The 22,975-nt window shown below is 58.5% G+C and carries 20 protein-coding genes and 1 tRNA gene; 14 read left to right on the forward strand and 7 right to left on the reverse strand.

What is annotated here, in order from left to right; genetic code table 11:
- Positions 1–10: 10 nt before the first annotated feature.
- A complete protein-coding gene (locus KUV39_RS04490) occupies positions 11–676 on the reverse strand; it encodes a GntR family transcriptional regulator (RefSeq protein WP_050673146.1) in 666 nt (221 codons plus the stop codon).
- A gap of 142 nt (positions 677–818) precedes the next feature.
- A complete protein-coding gene (locus KUV39_RS04495; protein ID WP_244998242.1) occupies positions 819–1,934 on the reverse strand; it encodes an S-(hydroxymethyl)glutathione dehydrogenase/class III alcohol dehydrogenase in 1,116 nt (371 codons plus the stop codon).
- A 287-nt stretch (positions 1,935–2,221) separates the two neighbouring features.
- Here KUV39_RS04495 and KUV39_RS04500 point away from each other — a divergent pair, with 287 nt between their 5' ends.
- On the forward strand, positions 2,222–4,744 hold the full coding sequence (locus KUV39_RS04500; protein ID WP_222459071.1) for a heavy metal translocating P-type ATPase: 2,523 nt from the start codon (positions 2,222–2,224) through the stop codon (positions 4,742–4,744).
- The gene (gene cueR / locus KUV39_RS04505; RefSeq protein ID WP_168578614.1) at positions 4,741–5,145 is read left to right on the forward strand and encodes a Cu(I)-responsive transcriptional regulator; all 405 of its coding nucleotides are present in this window, start codon (positions 4,741–4,743) and stop codon (positions 5,143–5,145) included. The genes KUV39_RS04500 and cueR overlap by 4 nt, the downstream gene beginning before the upstream one ends.
- A 240-nt stretch (positions 5,146–5,385) precedes the next feature.
- Here the strand turns inward: cueR and KUV39_RS04510 are convergent, their stop codons facing one another.
- The 4 genes from KUV39_RS04510 to pcaC are packed head-to-tail and all read right to left on the reverse strand — an operon-like array spanning position 5,386 to position 8,026.
- Positions 5,386–6,216 carry a 3-oxoadipate:acetyl-CoA acetyltransferase gene (locus KUV39_RS04510; protein ID WP_222459072.1) on the reverse strand — a complete coding sequence of 277 codons (831 nt, stop codon included), beginning with the start codon at positions 6,214–6,216 and terminating at the stop codon, positions 5,386–5,388.
- Positions 6,217–6,226: 10 nt separating this feature from the next.
- Positions 6,227–6,907, reverse strand: coding sequence for a protocatechuate 3,4-dioxygenase subunit alpha (gene pcaG, locus KUV39_RS04515; RefSeq protein ID WP_222459073.1), 681 nt, complete (start codon positions 6,905–6,907; stop codon positions 6,227–6,229).
- Positions 6,907–7,641, reverse strand: coding sequence for a protocatechuate 3,4-dioxygenase subunit beta (pcaH, locus tag KUV39_RS04520; protein WP_222459074.1), 735 nt, complete (start codon positions 7,639–7,641; stop codon positions 6,907–6,909). The genes pcaG and pcaH overlap by 1 nt, the downstream gene beginning before the upstream one ends.
- Entirely contained in the window at positions 7,619–8,026 is a 408-nt protein-coding gene (pcaC, locus tag KUV39_RS04525) for a 4-carboxymuconolactone decarboxylase (protein WP_222459075.1), read from the reverse strand. Before pcaC ends, pcaH begins: the two co-directional genes overlap by 23 nt.
- A gap of 86 nt (positions 8,027–8,112) precedes the next feature.
- Between pcaC and pcaQ the strand changes: the two genes are divergently transcribed.
- The 11 genes from pcaQ to KUV39_RS04580 all read left to right on the forward strand — a co-directional run bounded on the left by pcaQ (position 8,113) and on the right by KUV39_RS04580 (position 20,279).
- Positions 8,113–9,030 (forward strand): pca operon transcription factor PcaQ, encoded by a 918-nt coding sequence (gene pcaQ / locus KUV39_RS04530; protein WP_008562040.1) that lies wholly within the window; start codon positions 8,113–8,115, stop codon positions 9,028–9,030.
- A gap of 205 nt (positions 9,031–9,235) precedes the next feature.
- Positions 9,236–10,111, forward strand: a complete 876-nt coding sequence (locus KUV39_RS04535) for a branched-chain amino acid ABC transporter permease (RefSeq protein ID WP_046210535.1) — start codon at positions 9,236–9,238, stop codon at positions 10,109–10,111.
- A gap of 4 nt (positions 10,112–10,115) precedes the next feature.
- Complete coding sequence (locus KUV39_RS04540) at positions 10,116–11,201, forward strand: branched-chain amino acid ABC transporter permease (protein ID WP_222459076.1); 1,086 nt, start codon at positions 10,116–10,118, stop codon at positions 11,199–11,201.
- Positions 11,198–11,965, forward strand: a complete 768-nt coding sequence (locus KUV39_RS04545) for an ABC transporter ATP-binding protein (RefSeq protein WP_222459077.1) — start codon at positions 11,198–11,200, stop codon at positions 11,963–11,965. The genes KUV39_RS04540 and KUV39_RS04545 overlap by 4 nt, the downstream gene beginning before the upstream one ends.
- Positions 11,965–12,738, forward strand: coding sequence for an ABC transporter ATP-binding protein (locus KUV39_RS04550; protein WP_222459078.1), 774 nt, complete (start codon positions 11,965–11,967; stop codon positions 12,736–12,738). Before KUV39_RS04545 ends, KUV39_RS04550 begins: the two co-directional genes overlap by 1 nt.
- 80 nt (positions 12,739–12,818) lie before the next feature.
- Positions 12,819–14,735 carry an AMP-dependent synthetase/ligase gene (locus KUV39_RS04555; protein ID WP_222459400.1) on the forward strand — a complete coding sequence of 639 codons (1,917 nt, stop codon included), beginning with the start codon at positions 12,819–12,821 and terminating at the stop codon, positions 14,733–14,735.
- A 33-nt stretch (positions 14,736–14,768) separates the two neighbouring features.
- The gene (locus tag KUV39_RS04560; RefSeq protein ID WP_222459079.1) at positions 14,769–15,941 is read left to right on the forward strand and encodes an ABC transporter substrate-binding protein; all 1,173 of its coding nucleotides are present in this window, start codon (positions 14,769–14,771) and stop codon (positions 15,939–15,941) included.
- Between the two features lie 132 nt (positions 15,942–16,073).
- Positions 16,074–16,994, forward strand: coding sequence for an MBL fold metallo-hydrolase (locus KUV39_RS04565; protein WP_222459080.1), 921 nt, complete (start codon positions 16,074–16,076; stop codon positions 16,992–16,994).
- A 261-nt stretch (positions 16,995–17,255) separates the two neighbouring features.
- A complete protein-coding gene (locus KUV39_RS04570; RefSeq protein ID WP_222459081.1) occupies positions 17,256–18,920 on the forward strand; it encodes a tetratricopeptide repeat protein in 1,665 nt (554 codons plus the stop codon).
- Between the two features lie 142 nt (positions 18,921–19,062).
- Entirely contained in the window at positions 19,063–20,055 is a 993-nt protein-coding gene (locus tag KUV39_RS04575; protein ID WP_222459082.1) for an NADPH:quinone reductase, read from the forward strand.
- A 149-nt stretch (positions 20,056–20,204) separates the two neighbouring features.
- A tRNA-Gln gene (locus KUV39_RS04580) sits at positions 20,205–20,279 on the forward strand.
- A gap of 78 nt (positions 20,280–20,357) precedes the next feature.
- Here the strand turns inward: KUV39_RS04580 and KUV39_RS04585 are convergent.
- Complete coding sequence (locus tag KUV39_RS04585) at positions 20,358–21,371, reverse strand: LacI family DNA-binding transcriptional regulator (protein WP_209034660.1); 1,014 nt, start codon at positions 21,369–21,371, stop codon at positions 20,358–20,360.
- Between the two features lie 267 nt (positions 21,372–21,638).
- Between KUV39_RS04585 and KUV39_RS04590 the strand changes: the two genes are divergently transcribed.
- Positions 21,639–22,940 (forward strand): extracellular solute-binding protein, encoded by a 1,302-nt coding sequence (locus tag KUV39_RS04590; RefSeq protein ID WP_222459083.1) that lies wholly within the window; start codon positions 21,639–21,641, stop codon positions 22,938–22,940.
- Positions 22,941–22,975: the final 35 nt, after the last annotated feature.

Raw genomic sequence — 22,975 nt, forward strand, 5'->3', positions numbered from 1 at the left:
CCGGATGGGCTTAGGCGGGATCTGATCGCAGCTGCTGCTCGAGAGAGGCCTTGGCACCCAGGATGTGCTGGGCTGTCAACGTGGCAGCGCGGTCTGCGTCACCCTCCTGGCAGGCTTGCAAAATTGCGCGATGCTCCTGGTCTGTCCGGGACATCCCATCGCTCATCACAAGTTGAGCGCGTAGATATCGGTCGATCCGATCCATCGAGGCTTCGACGATTTCGACGTGATAGGGCAGTCCGCTGACGCTGTAGAGCGTGGCGTGAAAATCACGGTTGATGCGGCCCCAACGCATCGGGTCGCGACAGCGCAGAAAGGCATCCAGATGCGCTTCGGCTGTTTGCAGAACCTCGGCGGTCATCTGGGGCACCGCTGCCCGGATTATGTCGGCTTCCAGTTTGGCGCGCAGATCAAATATCTCTGCTGCGTCCTGCATCGACAGGGTGGCAACGACAGCGCCCTTGTAGCGCTGGACGGTGACAAGCCCCTGCTGTTCGAGGCGGGCGATGGCTTCGCGGACGGGATAGCGAGAGGTCTTGAAGGCCTTGGCAATGTCATCCTGGCGCAGCGGAGTGCCGTCTTTCAGCTCACCCTCGATGATCGCCTTGCGGAGCGCGCGAAAGATGATCGTCGCGGCTGTTTCCGTTTTGGAGATATCAACGGCCTGAAACTTCAAACCCGGGTTCCTTTTCCGCAGCAGGGCAATGGGCCCAGTATGCCGCTGTCATCAAGCTGCTGCCAGCGGGATGTGGCCCTTGAGAAAACAAAAACGCAGGCCGTTTGCGACCTGCGTTTCTGTGTCAGCCATGAAGCGGAAATCAGAATTCCACGACGGCGCGGATCGACTTGCCTTCATGCATCAGCTCGAAACCCTCGTTGATCTGATCCAGGGACAGCTTGTGGGTGATCATCGGGTCGATCTCGATTTTGCCATCCATGTACCAGTCCACGATCTTGGGCACATCTGTCCGGCCAGACGCGCCACCAAAGGCAGTCCCGCGCCAGGACCGACCGGTCACCAGCTGGAACGGGCGGGTAGAGATTTCGGCACCTGCAGGCGCCACGCCGATGATGATGGATTCACCCCAGCCCTTGTGTGCGGCTTCCAGAGCGGTGCGCATGACATTGACGTTGCCGGTGGCATCAAAGGTATAGTCTGCGCCACCGCCGGTCAGTTCGACCAGATGAGCAACCAGATCGCCCTCAACCTCTGCCGGGTTCACGAAGTCGGTCATGCCAAAGTGCTTGGCCATCTCGACCTTGCCGGGGTTCAGGTCAACACCGACGATCTGATCCGCACCTGCCAGACGCAGGCCCTGGATCACGTTCAGACCGATGCCACCCAGACCAAAGACGATCGCGCGGGAGCCAATCTCGACCTTTGCTGTGTTGATGACCGCGCCGATGCCGGTGGTCACGCCGCAACCGATGTAGCAGATCTTGTCAAAGGGCGCGTCCTTGCGCACCTTTGCCAGCGCGATTTCCGGCACCACGGTGTGGTTAGCAAAGGTGGAGCAGCCCATGTAGTGATGGATGGGGGTGCCATCCAGCATGGAGAACCGGGTGGACCCGTCAGGCAGCAGGCCCTGACCCTGGGTGGAGCGGATTGCCTGGCAGAGGTTGGTTTTCGGGTTCAGGCAGTATTCACACTCGCGGCACTCAGGCGTGTAGAGTGGAATAACGTGATCGCCGACTTCAAGCGTGGTGACGCCTTCACCAACCTCGACAACCACACCTGCGCCCTCATGGCCCAGAATGGCAGGGAAGATGCCTTCGGGGTCATCCCCGGAACGGGTGAATTCGTCAGTATGGCACAGGCCGGTTGCCTTGATTTCAACCAGGACTTCACCCTTCTTCGGGCCTTCCAGATTGACCTCCATCACCTCAAGCGGTTTCCCGGGGGCAACGGCCACAGCGGCACGGGTACGGATCATGGCGAAATTCCTTTGTTTGTCTGGGCGTCAGGCGCCAGTTGTATTTCCGCGGCATATTGGCAGACGGAGAGGGGCGGCGTAAACCAACCTGCTGCGTGCTATCCTGAATTTATCGATGTCGTCTGCTGTCGCCTTTTAGGAATGCGACAGCGGGTCTGTCGTTCCCGTCATTTTGCGTCGCAGCTGGCGGGAGACAAAAGAGGTGCGAAGGGTCTTGACCTTCCCCTGACTGGAACCTCCATATCCTGCACATCGATGAAAAACCGCCACCCGAAGGAAGGCGAAAGATGCACGCAAAAAGCAACGAAACCGAACTGAGCCTCGAGGTCACTGGCCTCAATTGCGCAGGGTGCGCAGGCCGTGCAGAGCGCGCGCTGGCGGGTGTTGAGGGCGTAACAGAGGCCTCAGTCAACCTTGCAAACAGTGCCGCTGTCGTAAGCGGTAAAGCAGATCTGGATGTCATGGCTTTGCGCGATGCGTTGGCGCAAGCAGGCTACCCTGCGGGCGAAGGGGAAGTTGATCTGGATATCGACCACCTGACCTGCGCCAGCTGCGTTGGTCGGGTCGAACGCGCGTTGTCTGCAGTTCCAGGTGTGGTGTCCGCCGAGGTCAACCTGGCGCAGGAACAGGCCCATGTGCGGTATCTGAGCGGCGCAGTTCGAATTGAAGATCTGCTAAAGGCGAGCGACAGCGCAGGATACCCAGCGCATCGCCGTGGATCTGCCGAGGATGATACCGCTGCTCGGGAGGCTGAGAAGGCAGACGAGATCACGGCCTTGGGCCGACAGGTCTTGCTTGCGGCCGTCCTGACGCTGCCCGTGTTTGTGATCGAGATGGGCGGGCACATGATCCCGGCGCTCCATCACTGGGTGGCGCGCACAATCGGCACCGGCAACAGCCATATCCTGCAGTTTGTTCTGACGACACTTGTTCTGTTTGGTCCTGGCATGCGGTTCTATCGTCTGGGGCTGCCAGCGTTGCTGCGTGGGGCGCCGGATATGAATGCGTTGGTCGCGCTGGGGACGGCGGCGGCCTATGGGTTTTCTGTTGTCTCTACATTTGCGCCGGGATTGCTCCCTGCAGGGACGGCGAATGTCTACTACGAGGCTGCCGCCGTTATCGTGACACTGATCTTGCTTGGCCGCTGGTTGGAGGCGCGTGCGAAGGGACGCACCGGTGCGGCAATCAAGGCGCTTGTCGGTCTGCAGCCAAAAGTGGCCTTGGTCGTGACCGGCACAAGTGCCGAAGAGCGTGCGGTATCGGATCTGAAGGAAGGCGATCATCTGCGTGCCCGACCGGGAGAGCGCATCGCTGTGGATGGGGTCGTCCTGTCGGGGCAGTCTTTTGTTGACGAGAGCATGATCAGCGGCGAGCCGGTGCCGGTTGAGAAATCCGAAGGTGCTGAGTTGAGTGCAGGCACGATCAACGGTTCGGCCGTGTTGGATTATCGTGCGACCCATGTTGGCGCAGATACTCTCTTGGCTCAGATCATCCGCATGGTGGAGCAGGCGCAGGGGGCGAAACTCCCGGTGCAGGCACTGGTGGACCGGATCACGCTTTGGTTTGTACCCGCAGTTATCGTGACTGCTTTGTTGACCTTTGCCGTCTGGCTGTTGGCTGGGCCAGCGCCTGCGTTGCCCTTTGCCATTGTGGCTGCTGTGTCCGTGCTGATTATTGCCTGCCCTTGCGCCATGGGTCTCGCGACGCCGACGTCCATCATGGTTGGGATTGGCAGGGCAGCACAGATGGGGGTGCTGTTTCGCAAAGGGGATGCGCTGCAGCGCCTGCAGGAGGCACGGGTGGTCGCGTTGGACAAGACCGGCACCCTGACGGAGGGACGCCCATCCCTGACGCTGATGCGCTGCGTGGACGGAAAGGACCGGGCCGAGGTGTTGCCGCTGGTTGCCGCAGCCGAGGCACAGTCCGAACACCCCATTGCCCGCGCTATTGTCGCGGCGGTGGAAGGGGAGCTGCCAGAGGCTGAGTCCGTAGAGGCTATTCCCGGTTTCGGATTGCGGGCCAAGGTGGCCGGTCAGGACGTGTTGGTCGGTGCAAAGCGCCTGATGGAGCGGGAGGGGATCGATGTGTCGCCTTTCCTTGAGGAGGCCGAGACGCTGGCTGGCAGGGGCGCAACAGTGCTGTACGCAGCAATTGACGGGGCTTCTGCAGCGTTGATCGCGGTGACCGATCCGGTAAAGGCAGGCAGCCGTGCAGCTGTTGCCGCAATGCAGGCGCAGGGGCTGAAGGTGGCCATGTTGACCGGTGATGGCCAGGCCACGGCCAAGGCCATTGCCGCGGATCTGGGCATCGACATCGTGGAGGCCAACTGCCTGCCAGCCGATAAGGTCCAGGCCATTCAGCGACTGCAGGGCGAACATGGTACGCTGGCATTCGTCGGCGATGGCATCAATGACGCGCCTGCGCTGGCGGCTGCGGATGTTGGCCTGGCGATCGGCACCGGTACAGATGTGGCGATAGAAGCCGCGGATGTTGTGTTGGTGTCTGGTGATTTGCGTGGCGTGGTAAATGCGTTCACCGTCAGCCGCGCAACCCTGCGCAATATTCGCCAGAACCTTGGTTGGGCCTTTGGCTATAACATTCTTCTTGTGCCGGTCGCGGCGGGGGTGCTGGTCCCATTTGGTGGCCCACTTTTGTCTCCGGGCCTTGCGGCAGGGGCGATGGCTTTGTCGAGTGTCTTTGTGCTGAGCAACGCGCTGCGCTTGCGGCGGCTGAAATCGGGCATAGATGAACAAAAGTCAGACGGGGCGTTCACCGACTCCGGCGAACTGAAACGAAAGGCGCGCGCATGAATATTGGAGACGTCGCAACCCGCTCGGGGCTGCCAGCCAAAACCATTCGCTACTATGAAGATATCGGCCTCATCAAACCGCGCCGGAGCGAGAATGGCTATCGTCATTTCGCCGAGAGCGATCTGCACAAGCTGGCATTCCTTGGCCGGGCGCGGGCGCTGGGCTTTACCATCGAGGATTGTCGGACCCTGATGGCGCTTTACGAGGATGAGAGCCGCGCAAGCGCAGACGTGAAACAACTGGCGCAGGAACACTTGGACAAGATCAGCGCCAAGATCGCAGATCTTCAGGCGATGCACGGCACCTTATCAGAGCTGGTCCAGTGCTGTGCGGGCGACAACAGGCCAGACTGCCCGATCCTGCGGGATCTGTCCCAACCAGCGGACGATGTACCCGACTGATCCTGCCGCTCTGGCCGAACAGCGGTGAAGTCAAGGCGCCTTGGAATGCGGAGAGTTAAACGCGCTCCGCATTCACGCCATCTGGCAGGCTTTGGGAGGAGGAGACCCGCCGGATAGGCTACAGCAGCCGAGGGAGGAGCGGCTCATGCTGCGAATGCGTCGCGCGCCTCTGACAGATGGGGTACTGCCTGCCCCCTTGCAAGCGAGGGGGACAGGATGACGCAGCTGACCCCTGGAGTTTTATGCAGGGCGCAGTTGCAGGATCTCGCGGGCCTCGGCACAGGTGGCGACAGGGCGTTCGTATTTCTCACACAAGGCCACCGTGCGCTCGACCAGAGCGGCATTTGACGGAGCAAGCGTATTGCGATCTAGGCGCAGGTTGTCCTCCAACCCGGTCCTTGTGTGGCCGCCTGCGGCAATCGCCCATTCATTCACAAGGATCTGCCCAGGCCCGATGCCAGCCGCGCACCACTGCGCATCGGGTGCAAGGCGCTCCATCGTCTTGACGTAATAGTCGAACACATCCCGATCGACTGGCATGGCGTTTTTCACGCCCATGACGAACTGCACATACAGCGGTTTTTGCAGCCGACCATCATTGGACATCGCAACGGCCTGATGGATATGGGAGAGGTCAAAGGCCTCGATTTCAGGTTTGACGTCATGGGTCTGCATTTCCGAAGCAAGCCAATCAACCAGATCCGGCGGGTTCTCGTAGACGCGGGTGGGAAAGTTGTTGGATCCCACCGACAGCGATGCCATGTCCGGACGAAGAGAGAGCATCCCCCCACGTTCACGACCTGCGCCGGACCTGCCGCCGGTGGAAAGCTGCACGATCATGCCAGGGCAGTATTTTTGTATGCCTTCCATCAGCTGTTGAAAACGCTCCGGGTCGGAGGTGGGTGTTTCGTCCTCTTGGCGGACGTGGCAGTGCGCAATGCTGGCGCCAGCTTCAAATGCTGCGTGGGTGCTCTCGACCTGTTCTGCGATGCTGATGGGTACGGCAGGGTTATGGGCCTTTCGCGGCACTGAGCCAGTGATGGCCACGCAGATGATACAGGGCTGTGTCATTGGTCGCTCCTCAGATGTCAAAGAACACGGTTTCGTCCGGCCCTTGCAGGTGAATGTCGAATTGATAAACCCGCGGGTTCTGGGCGCTCCCGGTCCCGGAAACGGGCTGGGCCAGCAGTGTCGCCCGGCGGTCAGTCTGTTCGATGAGGTTCAAAACCGGATCGGAGGCATTGGCGTCAGGTTCGTCTGCGAAATAAAGCCGCGTGTTCAGGCCGACGTTGATACCACGTGCAACGATCCACAGGTTGATATGTGGCGCCATTGATCGACCGTTCCGCCCGGCGACGCGCCCTGGTTTGATTGTGTCAAAGGACCAGCTGCCGCTTTCGAAATCGGAAATCACCCGGCCCCAGCCACGAAATCCGTTTTCTGTGCTCTCCGGCCCGCCGTCGGCTCCGACTGGGGTTTCAGGATGGGGGTAAAGACCCGCGGCATTGGCTTGCCAGACTTCAATCAGCACATCCCGGACCGGTGCACCGGTGCCATCAAACACTCGGCCCTCAACGCGGATCCGGTCGCCTGCAGCATTTGGCCCAGCGATATCCTGCCCCAGTTCGGTGTCGTAGATCTGGAATCCGGCATCCCCTGGCGCAAGGCCGATGTGGACGTAGGGCCCGGCGGTTTGCGAGGGCGTTTCCTTGAGCGGGGTCAGGGACTGCTGCAGGAAGTGCGGTCTATATGGCAGCGTCATCAGTTCCCCTCCATCCGGTTTTCAAACAAGGTCGAGCGTCTGCCACGCAATACGATGTCGAACCGGTATGCGATCATGTCCAGTGGCAATGTTTCGTTGATGTCGAGACGGGCAATGAGCTGCTGAACCGCAGCTGGATCCGGAATCGTGTTCACGATCGGGCAACGCGCGATCAGCGGATCACCTTCGAAATAGAGCTGTGTAATCAGCCGCTGAGCGAAGGCGTGGCCAAAGACCGAAACATGGATATGCGCAGGGCGCCAGTCGTTCAGCCCGTTGCGCCAGGGATAGGCCCCTGGCTTGATCGTGCGAAAGGCGTAGGCCCCTTGATCGTCGGTCAAGGTGCGTCCGCAGCCGCCAAAATTAGGGTCTAACGCGCCCAGATAGCCGTCTTTTTTGTGTCGATAGCGCCCCGACGCATTGGCCTGCCAGATTTCAACCAGCGTATTGGGCACCGGGCGGGCATTTTCATCAAGAACACGACCGTGCAGCAAGATGCGCTCTCCGACTGGGCTTTCGCCGGGGCGGGCGAAATTGCTCAGCAGGTCATTGTCGCCGACTGCGATGTCATTTTGCCCAAAGGTCGGACCGGTGATTTCGCTGGTGGTGTTTTCCAGGCTCAGCAGAGGAAGCCGTGGGGATCGACTGACTGAGGTTTTGTAGTCTGGCGCGTAGGCTGGCGGATGCCAGCGCCGGTCGCGGGCGTAGTAATCAGTCGGTTTGGGTCGTGTCATCGCTGTCTCCGGTTGCCATATCGGCCAGGGTTTCCTTGGCGAGCTTCAATGCCCTGTTGGCGCGGGGCACACCTGCGTAGATCGCCACATGTTGGAACACTTCGGCGATGTCCTGCGGGGTCGCCCCAGTGTTTGCCGTGGCGCGGATGTGCATCGGGATTTCGTCAAAATTGCCAGTGGCAGCGAGCAGAGCCAGCGTCAGCATAGAGCGTTCTCGACGCGAAATGGCATCGGATGCCCAGACGGTACCCCAGGCTGCTTCGGTGATGAGCTGCTGGAACGGGGCATCTAACGGCGTCTTGGCGGCCTCGGCGCGGGCGACATGGTCGTCTCCCAAAACCTGGCGGCGGACCTCCATGCCTGCGTCATACTGCGGGTTGCGCATGGTAATCTCCTTTGAGTATGACTTATTTCATACCATAAATGGTCTGTATAATCCCTCATTCTGGATGTAATTATATTGTTTTCGATATGCTTCTCTCGTCACAGCTGAAACTGCGCCATCTTGAGGTCTTTGTGGAGGTTGCCCGCCGCAAGAGTGTGACGCAAGCTGCGGAGCGGTTGGGTATGACACAACCAGCCGTTACCCGCGCGCTGAGAGAGTTGGAGGCAATCTGCAACAAGCCGCTGGTGGAAAAGGATGGCCGCGGGATCCGCTTGTCTGCGTATGGTGAGATGTTTCGCGACTATGCCGGGCGCAGCCTCGCGCTGACGCGGGATGGCGTGAAAATGCTGCGCGCGCTGGACGAGGCCGAAGGGCCAAAGGTGGCGATCGGCGCGCTACCGACGGTATCGGCGACGGTTGTCCCAAAGGCGCTGGCTGCCATCTGGGAACAAGGTGGACGCAACAGGTTTTCGGTTTTGACCGGCGACAACCAGCACCTCTTGGATCTTTTGCGCAGGGGTCAGCTGGACGTGGTGGTTGGGCGGCTTCCTGCACCGGAAAATATGGTAGGCCTCGATTTCGATCCGCTGTTTTACGAAACCGTGACGGTGGTGGTTGCACCGGATCATCCCCTGACGACAGTATCCAAGGCTCAGTTGCCGCAAGCGCTCTTTGGCGAATTTCCGGTTTTGATCCCGGCTGAGGCGTCAATCATCCGCCCCGCAGTGGAGCGACTTTTTTTGGAACATGGAATACAGATGCCAATGACGGCCATCGAAACGGTCTCGTCCACATTCGGGCGCCGATTTACGCTGGATCATCAGGCGGTCTGGGTCATCAGCCATGGTGTCGTGGCCCAGGATCTTGCGGACGGGCATCTGGTGCGTTTGCCGCTTGATACTGGAGGAACCCGTGGGCCGGTTGGGTTGTGCTTGCGGACTGAACATCAGCTCAGTCCGGCGGCCGCGCGGTTTTGTGCAACGCTCAAGGATCAATGCGGCTGACCGCTTTCTCACAGTCGCGCATGATAGGCGCCGGGCCAAATTCTGGTAGCCTGTTTTTGTGCGGTTGACGCTGGGTCTTGCGGATTGACAGGTGAAAAACATCCTCTCTACTCTGGGTTTAGCCGCAGGACGGTCCGGGTTTGAGGAGGCCTGGGACCGAAAAAACTGCGTGAGAGCGCCCTGAATTGGGGCGGGGGAGGACAGTTTGGACGGAGTGCAACTGCTGGTCAGTGGCCTCGCGAATGGCTGCGTATACGGCCTGATCGCGCTTGGGTTTGTGCTGATCTACAAGGCGACCGAAGCAGTCAATTTCGCGCAGGGCGATTTCATGATGCTGGGTGCGTTTGTGACACTCGGCTTGACCAATGCCGAATATCTGCATCTGCCGTTCTGGATTGCCGCGCCCTTGGCGATCTTGATCATGGCGTTTTTTGGCTACCTGCTGGACCTTCTGATCCTGCGTCATCTCTTCGGCCAGAGCCAAACCGCTGTTGTCATTCTCACCATCGCGCTGGGGTTTGTTATTCGCTTCGTTGCCGGGGTCATCTGGGGCCATGAGCCGCAGACATTGGAAAGCCCGCTGGCTCTTGGTGATGTATCGTTGGGAGGCGTTGTGCTGGGTATGGCGGATGTGGCGGTTATCGTGGTCACGGTGCTGCTGACCTGGTCGTTGTACCAGTTTTTCCAGCGCACAAAGCTGGGGTTGGCGATGCAGGCTGCCAGTCAAAACCAGATGGCTGCCTATTTCATGGGGATCCCGGTTAAACGGGTGCAGGGGCTGATTTGGGGCCTGTCGGGTGCGACAGCTGCCGTTGCAGGAATCCTCTTTGCATCAAAGGGCGCAATCGACCCTAATGCAGGGCTTTTGGGGATCAAAGCCTTTGCTGCGGCAGTAATTGGTGGTTTTGGCTCTTTGCCGGGGGCGCTGGCCGGTGGGTTGATTGTCGGCGTGATCGAACCTTTTGCCGCGCGCTATCTGGCAGCGGGGTATTCGCAGATTGCACCCTATGCGCTGTTGCTCGCGGTTCTGGTGTTCCGCCCTCACGGGCTGTTCAGCCAGGTCCGGACCAAGAAGGTGTGATGCGATGCGGATTCAGTTCAAGACAAGCTATGATCATGACATCCGCCTCTTTCCCGACCGCCACAGTCTGTTCGTCTACGGAGCCCTGATCCTGCTAGCGCTGGTGTTGCCGTTTTTGATCAACGAGTTCTATATCGGAGAGGTCACAAACGTTCTGATCTGGGCGATTGCGGGTCTGGGGCTGATGTTGCTGACGGGACAGACCGGTCAAGCCAGCCTTGGTCATGCAGCGTTTCTGGCGATTGGCTGTTATACCAACACGATCCTGATAGAGCAGGGGCTGCCCTTTCTGTTGGCCTTTCCGCTGGCGGGGGTGATCACGGGGGTCGTTGGGGCGGTCATCGCCATCCCAGCGCTGCGGCTGCATGGGATTTATCTGGCCATCGCAACCATCGCCCTGTCCATCCTTGCAGATGACATCATCGTCCTGCTGGAGCCTTGGACCGGCGGCGTATCCGGGAAGTTCCCGGATGTGATCCGGGTGTTCGGCATGGAGATCGAGCGCTGGACCATGCCGGTGCGGTTTTACTATCTCGTCTTGGCAGTGGCCGTGATTTGCACCCTGTTCTATCGGAATATTTTGCGCTCTCCGCTGGGCCGGGCCTTTGCCGCGGTGCGCGACAGTGAAGTCAGCGCAACAGCAATGGGCGTTCATATCGCGCGCACGAAGGCAACGGCATTTGGGCTCAGCTGTATGATCACCGGATGGGCGGGTGCGTTGATGGGTTACTACGCGGGTGCCTTCAACAACGAGACGTTTTCGCTGGTGATCTCGATCACCTTGCTGATGATGATCGTGATAGGTGGGCTGGGTTCGATCCATGGAGCCTTTTTCGGTGCGGTGGTTGTCGCCTTCCTGCCGCAGGGCCTTTCGATCCTGAAGGATAGCGTTCTGGGCAGCGGTGTGGCGATCCCCGGCTTGGAAACCGGGGTTTTCGGGATGATCCTGATCCTGTTCATCCTGTTCGAACCGATGGGGCTTTATGGCAGGTGGTTGAAGATCCGCATCTGGTTTGAGCTGTTCCCCTTTGCCCGCAAGGACATGTTCCGCAGGCAAAAATCTTACCTCAAGACGGAGCGGCTGAGATGAGTCTTCTCAAGGTGGAAAACGCGACGCTGAAGTTTGGCGGTGTGGTCGCCGTCAACGACCTGAGCTTTTCTGTGAACGAGGGCGAGGTTTATGCCATCGTGGGTCCGAATGGTGCGGGAAAGTCGACGGTTTTCAACCTGATCTCGCGGTTCTACCAGCCATATGCCGGGCGTTTTTCCTTTGATGGGAAGGATCTGCTGAACTGCAAGCCGGATGAGGTGGCAGATCTTGGTATTGCGCGGACCTTCCAGAACATTGAACTGTTCGACCACGCGACGGTGCTGCAGAACTTGTTGGTCGGGCGCCACCGCCATCGGCGCACCACCCTGATTGAAGAATTGTTTTTCGCGCCGCGCGTCCGTGAGGAAGAACGTCACCACCGGGCTGCCGTCGAAGAGGTGATCGATTTTCTCGACCTCCAGCCCTATCGCGACAAGATGATCGCGGGTCTACCCTATGGGGTGCGCAAGGTGGTGGAGCTGGGCCGTGCGCTGGCGTCCGGTCCACGCTTGCTTTTGCTGGATGAACCCGCGTCCGGCTTGTCGGTCGAGGAGACCCAGGACATGCGCTGGTGGATAGATGATATCCGCAAGCAGATGGGCATTACCGTTTTGATGGTCGAGCATGACATGGGGCTGGTGTCCGGGGTTTCTGACCGGGTGCTTGCGCTGGCCGATGGTGCCAAGCTGGCAGAGGGCACACCAGCAGAGGTGCAATCTGACCCCGCCGTGATCGAGGCCTACCTTGGGGCGGGGGCGGCATGATGGGGGCGCCTTTGCTCGAAGTTCGCAATCTGGAGAGCTTTTACGGCCCTATCATGGCGATCCGGGGTGTTTCTCTGAGTGTTGAGGAGGGCCAGATCGTCACGGTTCTGGGGGCAAACGGGGCTGGGAAGTCCACCTTGCTCAAGACCATTTCCGGGATCATGGACCCCGAAAAGGGCAGCGTGTCTTTTGATGGGGCCGAAATCCAGGGGGAGGAGCCACATCGGATCGTGAGCCGGGGCATCGTCCATGTGCCAGAGGGACGCGAGGTATTTCCCCTGTTGAGTGTGGATGAAAACCTGTCTCTCGGCGCCTATACGCGCAAGGATCGCAGCGCGATCGAGCGGGATCGCGAGATGGTGTTCGAGTACTTCCCAATTCTCGCGGAGCGACGCCATCAAGAGGCCGGAACTCTGTCAGGGGGACAGCAACAGATGCTTGCGATTGGCCGCGGTCTGATGCTGAGGCCGCGTATCATGTTGCTGGATGAACCAAGCTTGGGGCTATCGCCCCTGTTGGTGCAGGAGATCTTTGCCATCCTTGGCCGACTGAACCGCGAGGAAGGCGTGACCATGATGCTGGTAGAGCAAAACGCCCGGATCGCATTGGAACTGGCGGATGTCGGTTATGTCATGGAGATCGGCAGGATCGTGATGAATGGCGATGCAGATCGGTTGATGCAGAGCGAGGATATCAAGGCCTTCTATCTGGGTCAGCAGGAGGCAGGCCAGCGCAGCGAAAAGCGCTGGAAGCGGAAGAAAACATGGAGATAGTCCCACGTTAGAGCCTGTATTTTGGCGACGTGGTTCAGGAGTGGCAGAAAAGAGTTGCACATATGACGAGCCGAACACCGATGCAGACACGGGCGCAGGACCGGGCGCAACCGACAGGGGCGGACATAGGCTCCCCCCAGGTGGAGCTGAACGGTGTCAGCTACAATGCAACCCCAGGTCAGCGACCGATACTGGTGGATGGCTGCGACACTATTCCCAAACTGTTTTCTGTCCGCTGCCAGCAGATGTCTGACCGCACGGCCCACCGCGAAAAGGACATGGGCATCTGGAAGAGCTATTCCTGGCGGGATTACTGGGACCACGCAGAGAAGATTGGCCTGGGCCTTATGTCTCTTGGTCTGCAACGGGGCGAGGTTGTTTCCATCCTGAGCGAGGACCGCAAGGAATGGCTCTATCTTGATATGGGCATCCAAGGAGCTGGCGGCATTGCCTCTGGTGTTTACACCACCGATTCAGCGCAGCAGTTGGCCTATCTTATCAACGACAGTGGCAGCCGGTTCCTGATTGTCGAAAACGATGAACAGCTGGACAAGTTTCTGGAGATCGAAGCCGACGTTCCAGACCTGAGGCATGTGATTATTCTAGACCGCGACGGTCTGCACGATCTGCAACACGAGAAATGCCGTTTCCTTGATCAGCTTTATGATCAGGGGGCAGCATACCGCGTGGCCAATCCCGATGCCTTTGAAATTGCAGTTGCACAGTCGCGCCCGGATCAAACGGCCCTGCTTATCTATACATCAGGCACGACGGGTCAGCCCAAGGGGGCGATGCTGTCGCATGAGAATATCCTTGCGACCATGGAATCCGGTGCCAGATCGCTTGAGTGTCTCAGATCGGACGAACAGCTGTGTTTCCTGCCGCTCTGTCACATTCTGGAGCGCAACGTCTCCGTTTATTTGCCGATGGCGGCGGGCAGTACGGTGAATTTTGCAGAAAGCCCTGAAACGGTGTTTGAAAACATGCAGGAGGTTTCTCCGGCAACGTTCTTTGCCGTGCCACGGGTCTGGGAAAAGGTCTATTCCCGCGTGCTGGTGCTGGCGCAAGAGGCCACAGCGCTTGGGAGATGGGCTTTTTCAAGGGCGGTCGCAGCGGGAGAAGCGCGCGCAGGCTATCTGCTGTCGGGGCGCCCGGTTCCGAAGTCGATCGCGCTGCGCTACTGGATCTGGGACCATCTGGTTCTGCGCAATCTGCGGCGCATGCTGGGGCTTGATCGGCTGCGGCGGGGCGGGACAGGGGCCGCTCCGATTTCGCCTGATCTTCTTCGCTGGTATTGGTCTATCGGTGTGCCGTTGATCGAGGGCTACGGCATGACCGAGAACGCAGGCCTTACATCGGTCAATCAGGTCGACGCGCATAAACCGGGCACTGTCGGGCAGGCTGTTCCCGGCGTCACCATCCGCATTGCAGATGATGGGGAAATCCAGCTTTGGGGATGCAACAACTTTCAGGGGTATTGGGGCAAGCCTGACAAAACGGCAGAGACATTTACCGCGGATGGCTGGTTGCGGACCGGTGATGTGGGGGAATTGGATGACGATGGCTTCCTGCGGATTACCGGCCGGATCAAGGACATCATCATCACTGCGGGAGGAAAGAACATCACCCCGGCGGAGATCGAGAGCCGCCTGAAATTCAGCCACTACATCGCGGATGCTGTCGTGATCGGAGACCAACGCAAATATCTGACCTGCCTGATCATGATCGATCAGGAAAACGTCGAGAAATTTGCCCAGGATCGCAAAATCCCGTTTAGTGACTTTGCCTCCCTTTGCGCCGCGGACCCTGTGGTGGAACTGATCCGCGCGGAGGTGGAGGCGGTAAACCGGGATTTTGCGCGGGTAGAGCAAATCAAGGACTTCCGCCTGATCAATGTGCTGCTCACTGCTGAAGATGATGAATTGACCGCGACCATGAAGCTGAAACGCGGGTTGGTGGAGAAGAAACATAAGAATTTGATCGACCAGATGTACTGACCCGCGGAGGCGGGCAATAGGGAGGAAACGCAGATGAAGAGGATGACATCGAGCCTGCTTGGCATTGCACTTGCAGGGGGCGTGATTTCAGCGGCGGCCAGCGAGGTCGCGGCGCAGGCTCAGGGAGTGAGCGAGACAGAGGTTGTGCTGGGTTCCGTCAACGATCTTAGCGGGATTTTTGCGGCGGTGGGTGTGCCCGCTGTAAATGGCGCCAACCTGCGCTTTGAGGAAGCCAATGCAAATGGCGGCGTGCATGGCCGTCAGATCCGCTTTGTGGTCGAAGACAACGGGTATCAGATCCCGCGCGCAATGCAGGGCTACAACAAGCTGCTGAACCGCGACCAGGTCTTTGCCATGCTGCTGTCCCTTGGCACCCCGATGAACATCGCGGGGTTCAAGCTCTTGGATCCGAAGGGAATACCGAACGTCAGCCCGCTCACCGCTGCCCGGCAGATGTTGCAAGAGCCGGTCGACAATAAATTCATCGGCTTTTCAAGCTATTACGATCAGGTCCGTGCAGGGGTCACCTATTTGGCAGAGGAATTCGATGCCAAGGAAGTCTGTTCAATGCATATCCCCTCAGATTTCGGGAAAGAGATCAAGGAAGGCACGGTTGATATCGCGTCTGAGTTGGGGCTGACCTATGCGGCAGAGACCACGCACAAACCGGATGAGCTGGATTTTGTTGGCTCCCTGACCAAGCTGAAGGCGGAGGGCTGTGACATCGTCACAATGGCTCTGGGTGTACGGCAGGGGATCACTGTTGTGGGGACTGCCAAGAAACTTGGCTGGGAGGATGTCAAGTTTCTCAATACCTCTGCTGGTTTCCTTGAAGTTGTGGCAGCGGTCCCGGGTGGTGTGACCGACGGGTTGTATGCAGCCGCCGGTTGGGCCGACCTGATCGCGCGCGCTGATGATGAGGCGCCTGCCAAATTCATGGCCGACTACGAAGCCAAATTCGGCCAGCCAGCAGGTGGTTTTGCGATGCTCGGCTACAGCGCAGCCAATACTGTGGTCAACGCACTGGAGGCCGCAGGTCCGGATCTGACGCAAGAGAGTTTTATCAAGGCGATGGAAACGCTGAACTATTTTGACGCTCTGACGGACACCCAGATCACCTATGGTCCGGAGGATCACCGGGGTGCAGACGACATCGTGATCTCTGTCGTCGAAAACGGGTTGTGGAAAGAGTTGAGCCGTAAGTGAGGTTGTTCTCCAAATGACGGGGCGTCACAGGCGCCTCGTCCATTGATCTTAGGCTGCCCTAGGGTCAATTGCTGCTTCTTATTATGCAGATATTCGTATAAAACCATTTCGTGTGAAGAGGTGGGGGAGCTCGTGATTTCACGACGGAATTTTCTGCAAGCCACCGCCACCGCCGGTGCGGGATTGGCAGTTGGTGGTACAGGTCGGCTTTGGGCTGAAGCCCGGATGTCGCTGGGACAGGCCGAGGTTCTCAGCCTGTCCGACGGGCGTATGGTTCTGCCATCTTCGTTTCAGTTTGGCGGTTTGGACCCTGATGTAGTGCAACCGGTCCTGGATCAGCATGGAATGGATCTGTCTTCTCCTTTGCAGCCAGAGGTAAATGTCACCCTGCTTCGCGATGCGGGCAGGGTCATCCTGTTTGATACAGGTGCTGGTACATCCTTCATGGATGGGACGGGGCTGTTGCCGGATGCGTTGGATGCTGTCGGCATTGCGCCTGATGACGTGACGCATGTTGTTTTCACGCATTGTCATCCCGACCATCTTTGGGGGGTGCTGGATGATTTCGATGATCCGATGTTTGCCAACGCGACCCATTTGATGGGACGCCGCGAATGGGACTATTGGTTTAAGCCTGCCACCGTGGATCAGATAGGTGCAGACCGGGCTAGCATGGCCGTCGGTGCACGGCGCCGGATGGAGGCGCTGGAAGATCGCATCGTCTTCTTTGATGATGGTGAGGAAATCCTCTCTGGGGTTGCGGCGCGGGCGACCTTTGGGCATTCGCCTGGGCATATGTCGTTTGAACTGCGTCAAGGCAGTGAAAGCCTGATGGTTCTGGGGGATAGCGTGTCCAACCACCATATCAGTCTCGCGCGCCCCGAGTTGGAGCTGCCATCGGATCAGGACCCCGCTGCGGCAGCAGGTGTCAGGGTTGGATTGTTGGATCAGATCCATTCGGAAAAAACGCGCGTGATTGGCTATCATCTGCCGTTTGGTGGAATGGGATGGATCGACAGGATCAACAAGGAATATGTCTTTGTGTCGACGTAAATAAATAAACAATCAAAGGTTGCATAATGTTGGCTCTGCCGCCATCTTGTGGAGAGTTCCGTTCTCTTGATGGCCGCGTTTCGCCTGTAAATGCAGGCAATTTCGCAGTTTTTGCGGAGAATTTACGGGGACCGCATGGGTTGTTTTTTTCTTCGTGACAATCATTGTTTGGTGTGTGATGGTTAAGCGTGGGTAACCAATTCAGTCGGGGTGAGGGGTTTCAGGATCCGATTGCATTGCTTCAAGTAATGGGTTTGGAACATGACAGATCATTTGAAGATACGTCAATTCGGCGCATTCGGCGTCTTTCTCCCGAACGGAGAAAGTGTCCTCCTCGGCTCGAAGCATCAGGCTTTGCTGGCCTTGTTGTCGACAGCTGAAGGCGGAGTGAGAACACGCGCCTTCCTTGAACGCACACTTTGGAGCCTTGCCCAGCCGGAACAGGCCAAGGCAAGCCTTCGCACGGCGCTGTCTACTCTTCGGCGACACCTCGGCCCTGACGTTTCGAAGGCCCTTTCTGCCAACAGGGAGCGGGTTGTGCTGGATCTCGAACAGGTCGAGATTGAGGCCGATCCTGCAAAAGGCGAGTTCATGGAAGGCTTTGAGCTCCCTCATGAATCGACCTTTGCGGTCTGGCTTGAACAGCAGCGCAATGAGCTGTGTCGCGCAGATGCACGCAATCGTGCGGCAACCGGCATGCTGCATGACTACAGCCGCGCGGTGCTGGACAGCTTGCTGCCGCCAATTACGGTGTTGCCTTTCGTTCATCGCACACCGGGAGAGGCGAAATCGCCCCTTGGTGCGCTGATATCAGAAGAACTGGTGCGTCATCTGTCCCGCAGCCACGCGTTTTGCGTCACATCCTATCTCGCGTCCCGCCAGTTCGATCCGCATCAGGTCCGCCCGAGTGATGTCTATTCCGTTGCTGGGGCCAACTATCTGGTTTCGGGCACTGTTACGGTGACGGGTCAGCAATACAGATTGCAGGTGGACCTGCATGACACCGAACGGGAAAAGGTGATCTGGTCGCGTGAATACCGTGACGCGCTGTCGGGGTTGACCACCGGGAGCAGTCAGGCTTTGCGCGATGTGACTGCACAGATTGGCTGGACGGTGGTAGGCGAGGCAGTACGCCTTGTCGGGTTCCGCCCTCTGGTCAAACACGATAGCCACACGTTGCTGATGGCGGCGATCGCGCTGATGCAGGATATGCAGTTGCCGCAGTTCAATCAGGCACAGGAAATCCTTTCGGTGCTGCTGGAGCGCGAGGCGCAGCATCCTGTTGCACTGACGTGGATGGCAATGTGGCACGTGATGCGTGTGCAAAAGGGGTTCTCAAAGGATCGACAGCTGGATGCGCATCTGGCCAACCAGATGGTGGCCGGGGCGCTGAGCCAGGACCCGTCCTTTTCTCTCGCCCTGACAGTTCGAGGGCTGATCTCCAGCCATCTGATGTTTCGCTTTGATCTGGCGCAGGATTCCTACGACTTGGCGCTGAAGGACAATCCGAATGAGGCGCTGGCTCTTTTGTTGAAGGGAACGACACACGCCTATCAGAATATGCCCAAGGAGGCGGTGCGTCTGACAGATGCAGCCCGTCGCCTGTCCCCCCTGGGGCCGCAGCGGTATTATTTCGACGCGATGTCGGCAACGGCAAACCTGGGCGCGCGCGATTATGCGCGGGCGATCTCCCTGGCGGACCGTTCGCTGCAAGCCAATCCGACCTTTCCAGCGACACTGCGCACAAAGGCGATTGCGCTTCACGAGACAGGGCATACCGACAAGGCGCGGGATGTGGTGCAAGCGCTGTTGGCAGTGCAGCCGGATTTCACAATCACGAGCTATCAGCGTGACTATGCGGCCTCCAATGCCCCCTTTGGCAAGGAGTGGAGCCGCGCGCTACGGGCTGCCGGGGTTCCTGCCTGATATCTGACAGCTGGTAGGCGCCTCGTTTTCCGGCGAGCGTCCGGTTCGATCCACAGATTGGCCGCACAGGGGTTGCCCCCTTGTGCGGCCTTCTGTTTCCTGTGGTGAACCCACTGCCAATTCGATCACCCCGGAGATCTCTATGAAAGCCGTCACTTACCGAAAGTTTGGTCCAGCCGAATCTGTTTTGTCTGTGGAAGAGCACGCAGACGTGCCCGCTGGTCCGGGCGAGGTGCGGGTGGATCTGCACTTTTCTGGCGTGAACCCATCAGATGTCAAAGCGCGGGCTGGCGCGCGGGCGGGCGTGAGCGAACTTCCTTATCCCGCAATTGTGCCACATAGCGACGGGTCCGGTGTGATTGTCGAGGTGGGGCAGGGGGTTGATCCGGCGCGACTTGGCCAGCGTGTCTGGATCTGGAACGGCCAGTGGCAACGCCCATTCGGTACAGCTGCGCAATCGATCACCTTGCCTGCGAAACAGGCTGTCTTGATGCCTGAAGGCCTTGATATGGCAGCAGGTGCCATATTGGGTATTCCCGGCCTTACCGCAGCGCATACTGTATTTTCCGGAGGACCGGTTGCAGGTGAAACCGTTTTGGTACAGGGCGGGGCAGGAACGGTCGGGTATCTGGCGGTTCAGCTGGCCAAATGGGGCGGCGCACGTGTCATCGCGACCAGCTCACCCCAAGACAAATCCCATGTCCTTGCCGCTGGGGCGGATGCTGTTCTGGATTACCAGGCGTGCGATCTTGCAGATCAGATCCTGGAGGCGAATGCCGGGCAGCCGGTCGAGCGCATCGTCGAGGTCGAATTTGGCAGAAACTGCCAGGTCGACACGGCCGTCATCGCGCAAAATGGTCGGATTACGGCCTATGGATCTGCCAAGGACATGACGCCGACCTTGCCGTTTTATCCGTTGATGTTCAAATCGGTGACGTTGGAAACGGCTTTGGTCTATCTTTTGCCAGACAAGATCCGTGAGGCCGCAATCACGCAACTCACCGCCGCGATCCAAGACGGTGCCATCGCTTTCCCGATCGCTGAGATCTTCGCGTTAGAGGACACCGCAAAGGCGCATCAGGCCGTGGAGCAGGGAAAGCGACGCGGGGCGATTCTGGTCAAGACCCAACCGTGACGCAGGATATGGCCTCTCTTCAGCACATGTCAGATTGGCTGCAAGCTACGGAAATCAAAGGAATCATAGGGTAAGCCAACAAAACTGCATTTTTTTCCAAAAACCCTCTTGCACCCCCCCGGAACACGCTTTAGACAGCCGCTCACCGATGGGGTGTAGCCAAGTGGTAAGGCAGCGGTTTTTGGTACCGTGTATCGTAGGTTCGAATCCTACCACCCCAGCCATCGGCCTTTCAGGAAAATCTGATGACCAGCTGCTCTTGCGCGTGATCCGTAGTTGGGCGCTTTTGCGATCTATGCGGGTTAGTGGGTGTCGCGCAGGATGATTTCTGCGTGGAGTCGTGTGGTTTGTTCGCTTGCATTCGGATCTGCGAGACGGCGGTCAAGGCTCGACAGGACTGCATCTACCATATCGTCAATCGGATTGCGTAGCGTTGTCAGGCGCACGCCGGGCCAGCGCGCCATCTCGATGTCGTCAAAGCCCACAACCGACACATCGGTGGGAATACATTTTCCTGCATCGCGCAGCGCACCCAGCGCGCCGATGGCCATGGCGTCATTTGCACAGAATATGCCGTCGAATTCAGCGTGCTCAAGCAGGCGCTCTGTCGCGAAATAGCCGCTCTCCGTGGTGTAATTGCCTGCATACTCGCCCACCAAGGTCAGCCCGTGGCGATCCAGTCCGTTGAGGAAGCCGCTGCGCCGCTCGCCGGTGGCGCCAAAATCACCTGGCCCGCCGACAAGCGCGATGCGGCTGCGGCCCCGTTCTGCCAACAGGTCTGCCGCCAGGGCAGCTGCGTCGTGGTTGAGCAGGCAGATGTTGTCGACGCCCTTGGCCTCAATAATCCGCCCTGACGCGATAACCGGTATGTTCAGCTTGCTGCATAGCTCGACGATTTCAGAGGCAATGCTGCCGCTGCGCAAAATCATGGCATCCAGGGGGTATCGCAGCACTTGGGTCACCGCTTCGCGGGCGGTGTCGCCGCCTCCGGCGATGACGACGGGCCACTTTCCGACGGCATTCAGCCCGGCGATCAATGCGGCCGTGGCCTCCTTGTCATATTCGTTGCGCATCTCGCCTGCAAAGACCGCCACCAGATTCGAGCGCGCGCCCTGCAAGGTCGCCGCGAGGGCGTTTGGCTGGTAGCCCAATTCATGCGCTGCGAGCAGGATGCGTTCGCGTTTTTCCTGATCAAGGTAGGCGCCGGGCGTAAATGCACGAGACACGGCTGACCGAGAAACCCCAGCAATTTCAGCAACATCCGCCGCAGTTGCACGGGATTTTCGTTTGGTGATATCCGGGCTGGGTCGCTTCATCGGATGCCCCTTTCGGATTTGATGTTTTTTTTGTGAAACATCGAAACCCTTGACACAAACGTTACATACCGCCCCTATATGAACACGTGTGCAGATCTGGTGCAACGGACTCGTTCCTGAAACAAAAGCGCTTCAAGCGCTGCTGCAGCAGAACTCACTGGCCTAAGGGGAGGCCAATTCATAATACCGCGGTGGACTGAACCGGTCGCCGTGGTTCAAATTGGAACCGTCTGCCCGCATCGGGTGACGGAGGACCGGAGACAGAAGATGAAACGTATCGCGTTTACAACCGCTGCCACGCTGGCATTCGCTGCCAATGCTGCTTTTGCTGAAACAGAAATTACCTGGTGGCACGCCATGGGCGGCGCGCTGGGTGACACCGTCAACCAGATCGCGTCCGACTTCAACGCAAGCCAGGATGAATACAAGATCACCCCGGTTTTCAAGGGCACCTATGAAGAGACCCTCACCGCTGGCATCGCGGCCTTCCGCGCAGGCGAGCAGCCCAATGTAATGCAGGTGTTCGACGCCGGTGCTGCAACCGTGATCGGTGCGAAGGGCGCGACCATTCCTGTTCAGGATCTGCTGGCCGACAACGGTGTTGATTTTGACATCAACGACTACATTGCTGGTGTGCGCTATTTCTACGCCGACAGCGATGGCAAGATGATCGGTATGCCGTTCAACTCCTCCACGCCGATCATGTATTTCAATGTTCAGGCGCTTGAAAAAGCGGGCGTAAGCGCACCGAAAACCTGGGAAGAGTTCCAGACGGTCACCGCTCCGGCTCTGAAAGAGGCGGGCTATACCGCCCTGTCCCAGTCGCACCTGCCGTGGATCTTTACCGAAAACTTCCACTCCCGCCACAACCTGCCGTTCGCAACCAACAACAACGGCTATGACGGCACCGACACTCAAATCCTGGTCAACAATGACGCAATCAAAGCGCATTTCAGCGCCGTCAAAGACTGGAAAGACAACGGTTATTTCGAATGGTTCGGCACCGGTTGGGGCGACAACCAGACCCCCTTCGAAGAAGGCAAAGTTGCCATGTGGCTGGGGTCTTCCGGTTCTTTTGGTGGTCTGAGCAAGAAAGACCTGCCGTTTGATTTCTCCGCAACCATGCTGCCCTATTGGGAAGGTGTGACCAAAGAGCCGACCCAGACCTTCATCGGTGGTGCGTCTCTGTTTGCAATGGCTGGCCATGATGAAGAAGAAAACAAAGCAACTGCGGCGTTCTTCGACTTCCTGACCTCTGCCGAAGTTCAGTACTTCTGGCACAAGGAAACCGGCTATGTGCCGATCACCGAAGCGGCCTATGAAATGGCAAAAGCAGACGGTCACTATGATCGTGCGCCTGCCGCTGAAGTTGGCATCCAGCAGCTGTCGCTGCCGGGCGGTGACAACACCAAAGGCTACCGCATGGGCTTTTATGTTCAGATCCGCGACGTGATGAACCGTGAGTACGGCCGCATCCTGACCGGCGAGACCTCGGTTGAAGACGCGTTCAAGACCATCGAGGACGAAGCGAACAACCTGCTGGCACGCTTTGCCAAAACCCAAGGCTAATTTCGCGGGGCTTTCCCCACTTTGTTACGGCCGCA

Source organism: Phaeobacter italicus, assembly GCF_019801785.1.
Lineage (GTDB): Bacteria > Pseudomonadota > Alphaproteobacteria > Rhodobacterales > Rhodobacteraceae > Phaeobacter > Phaeobacter italicus.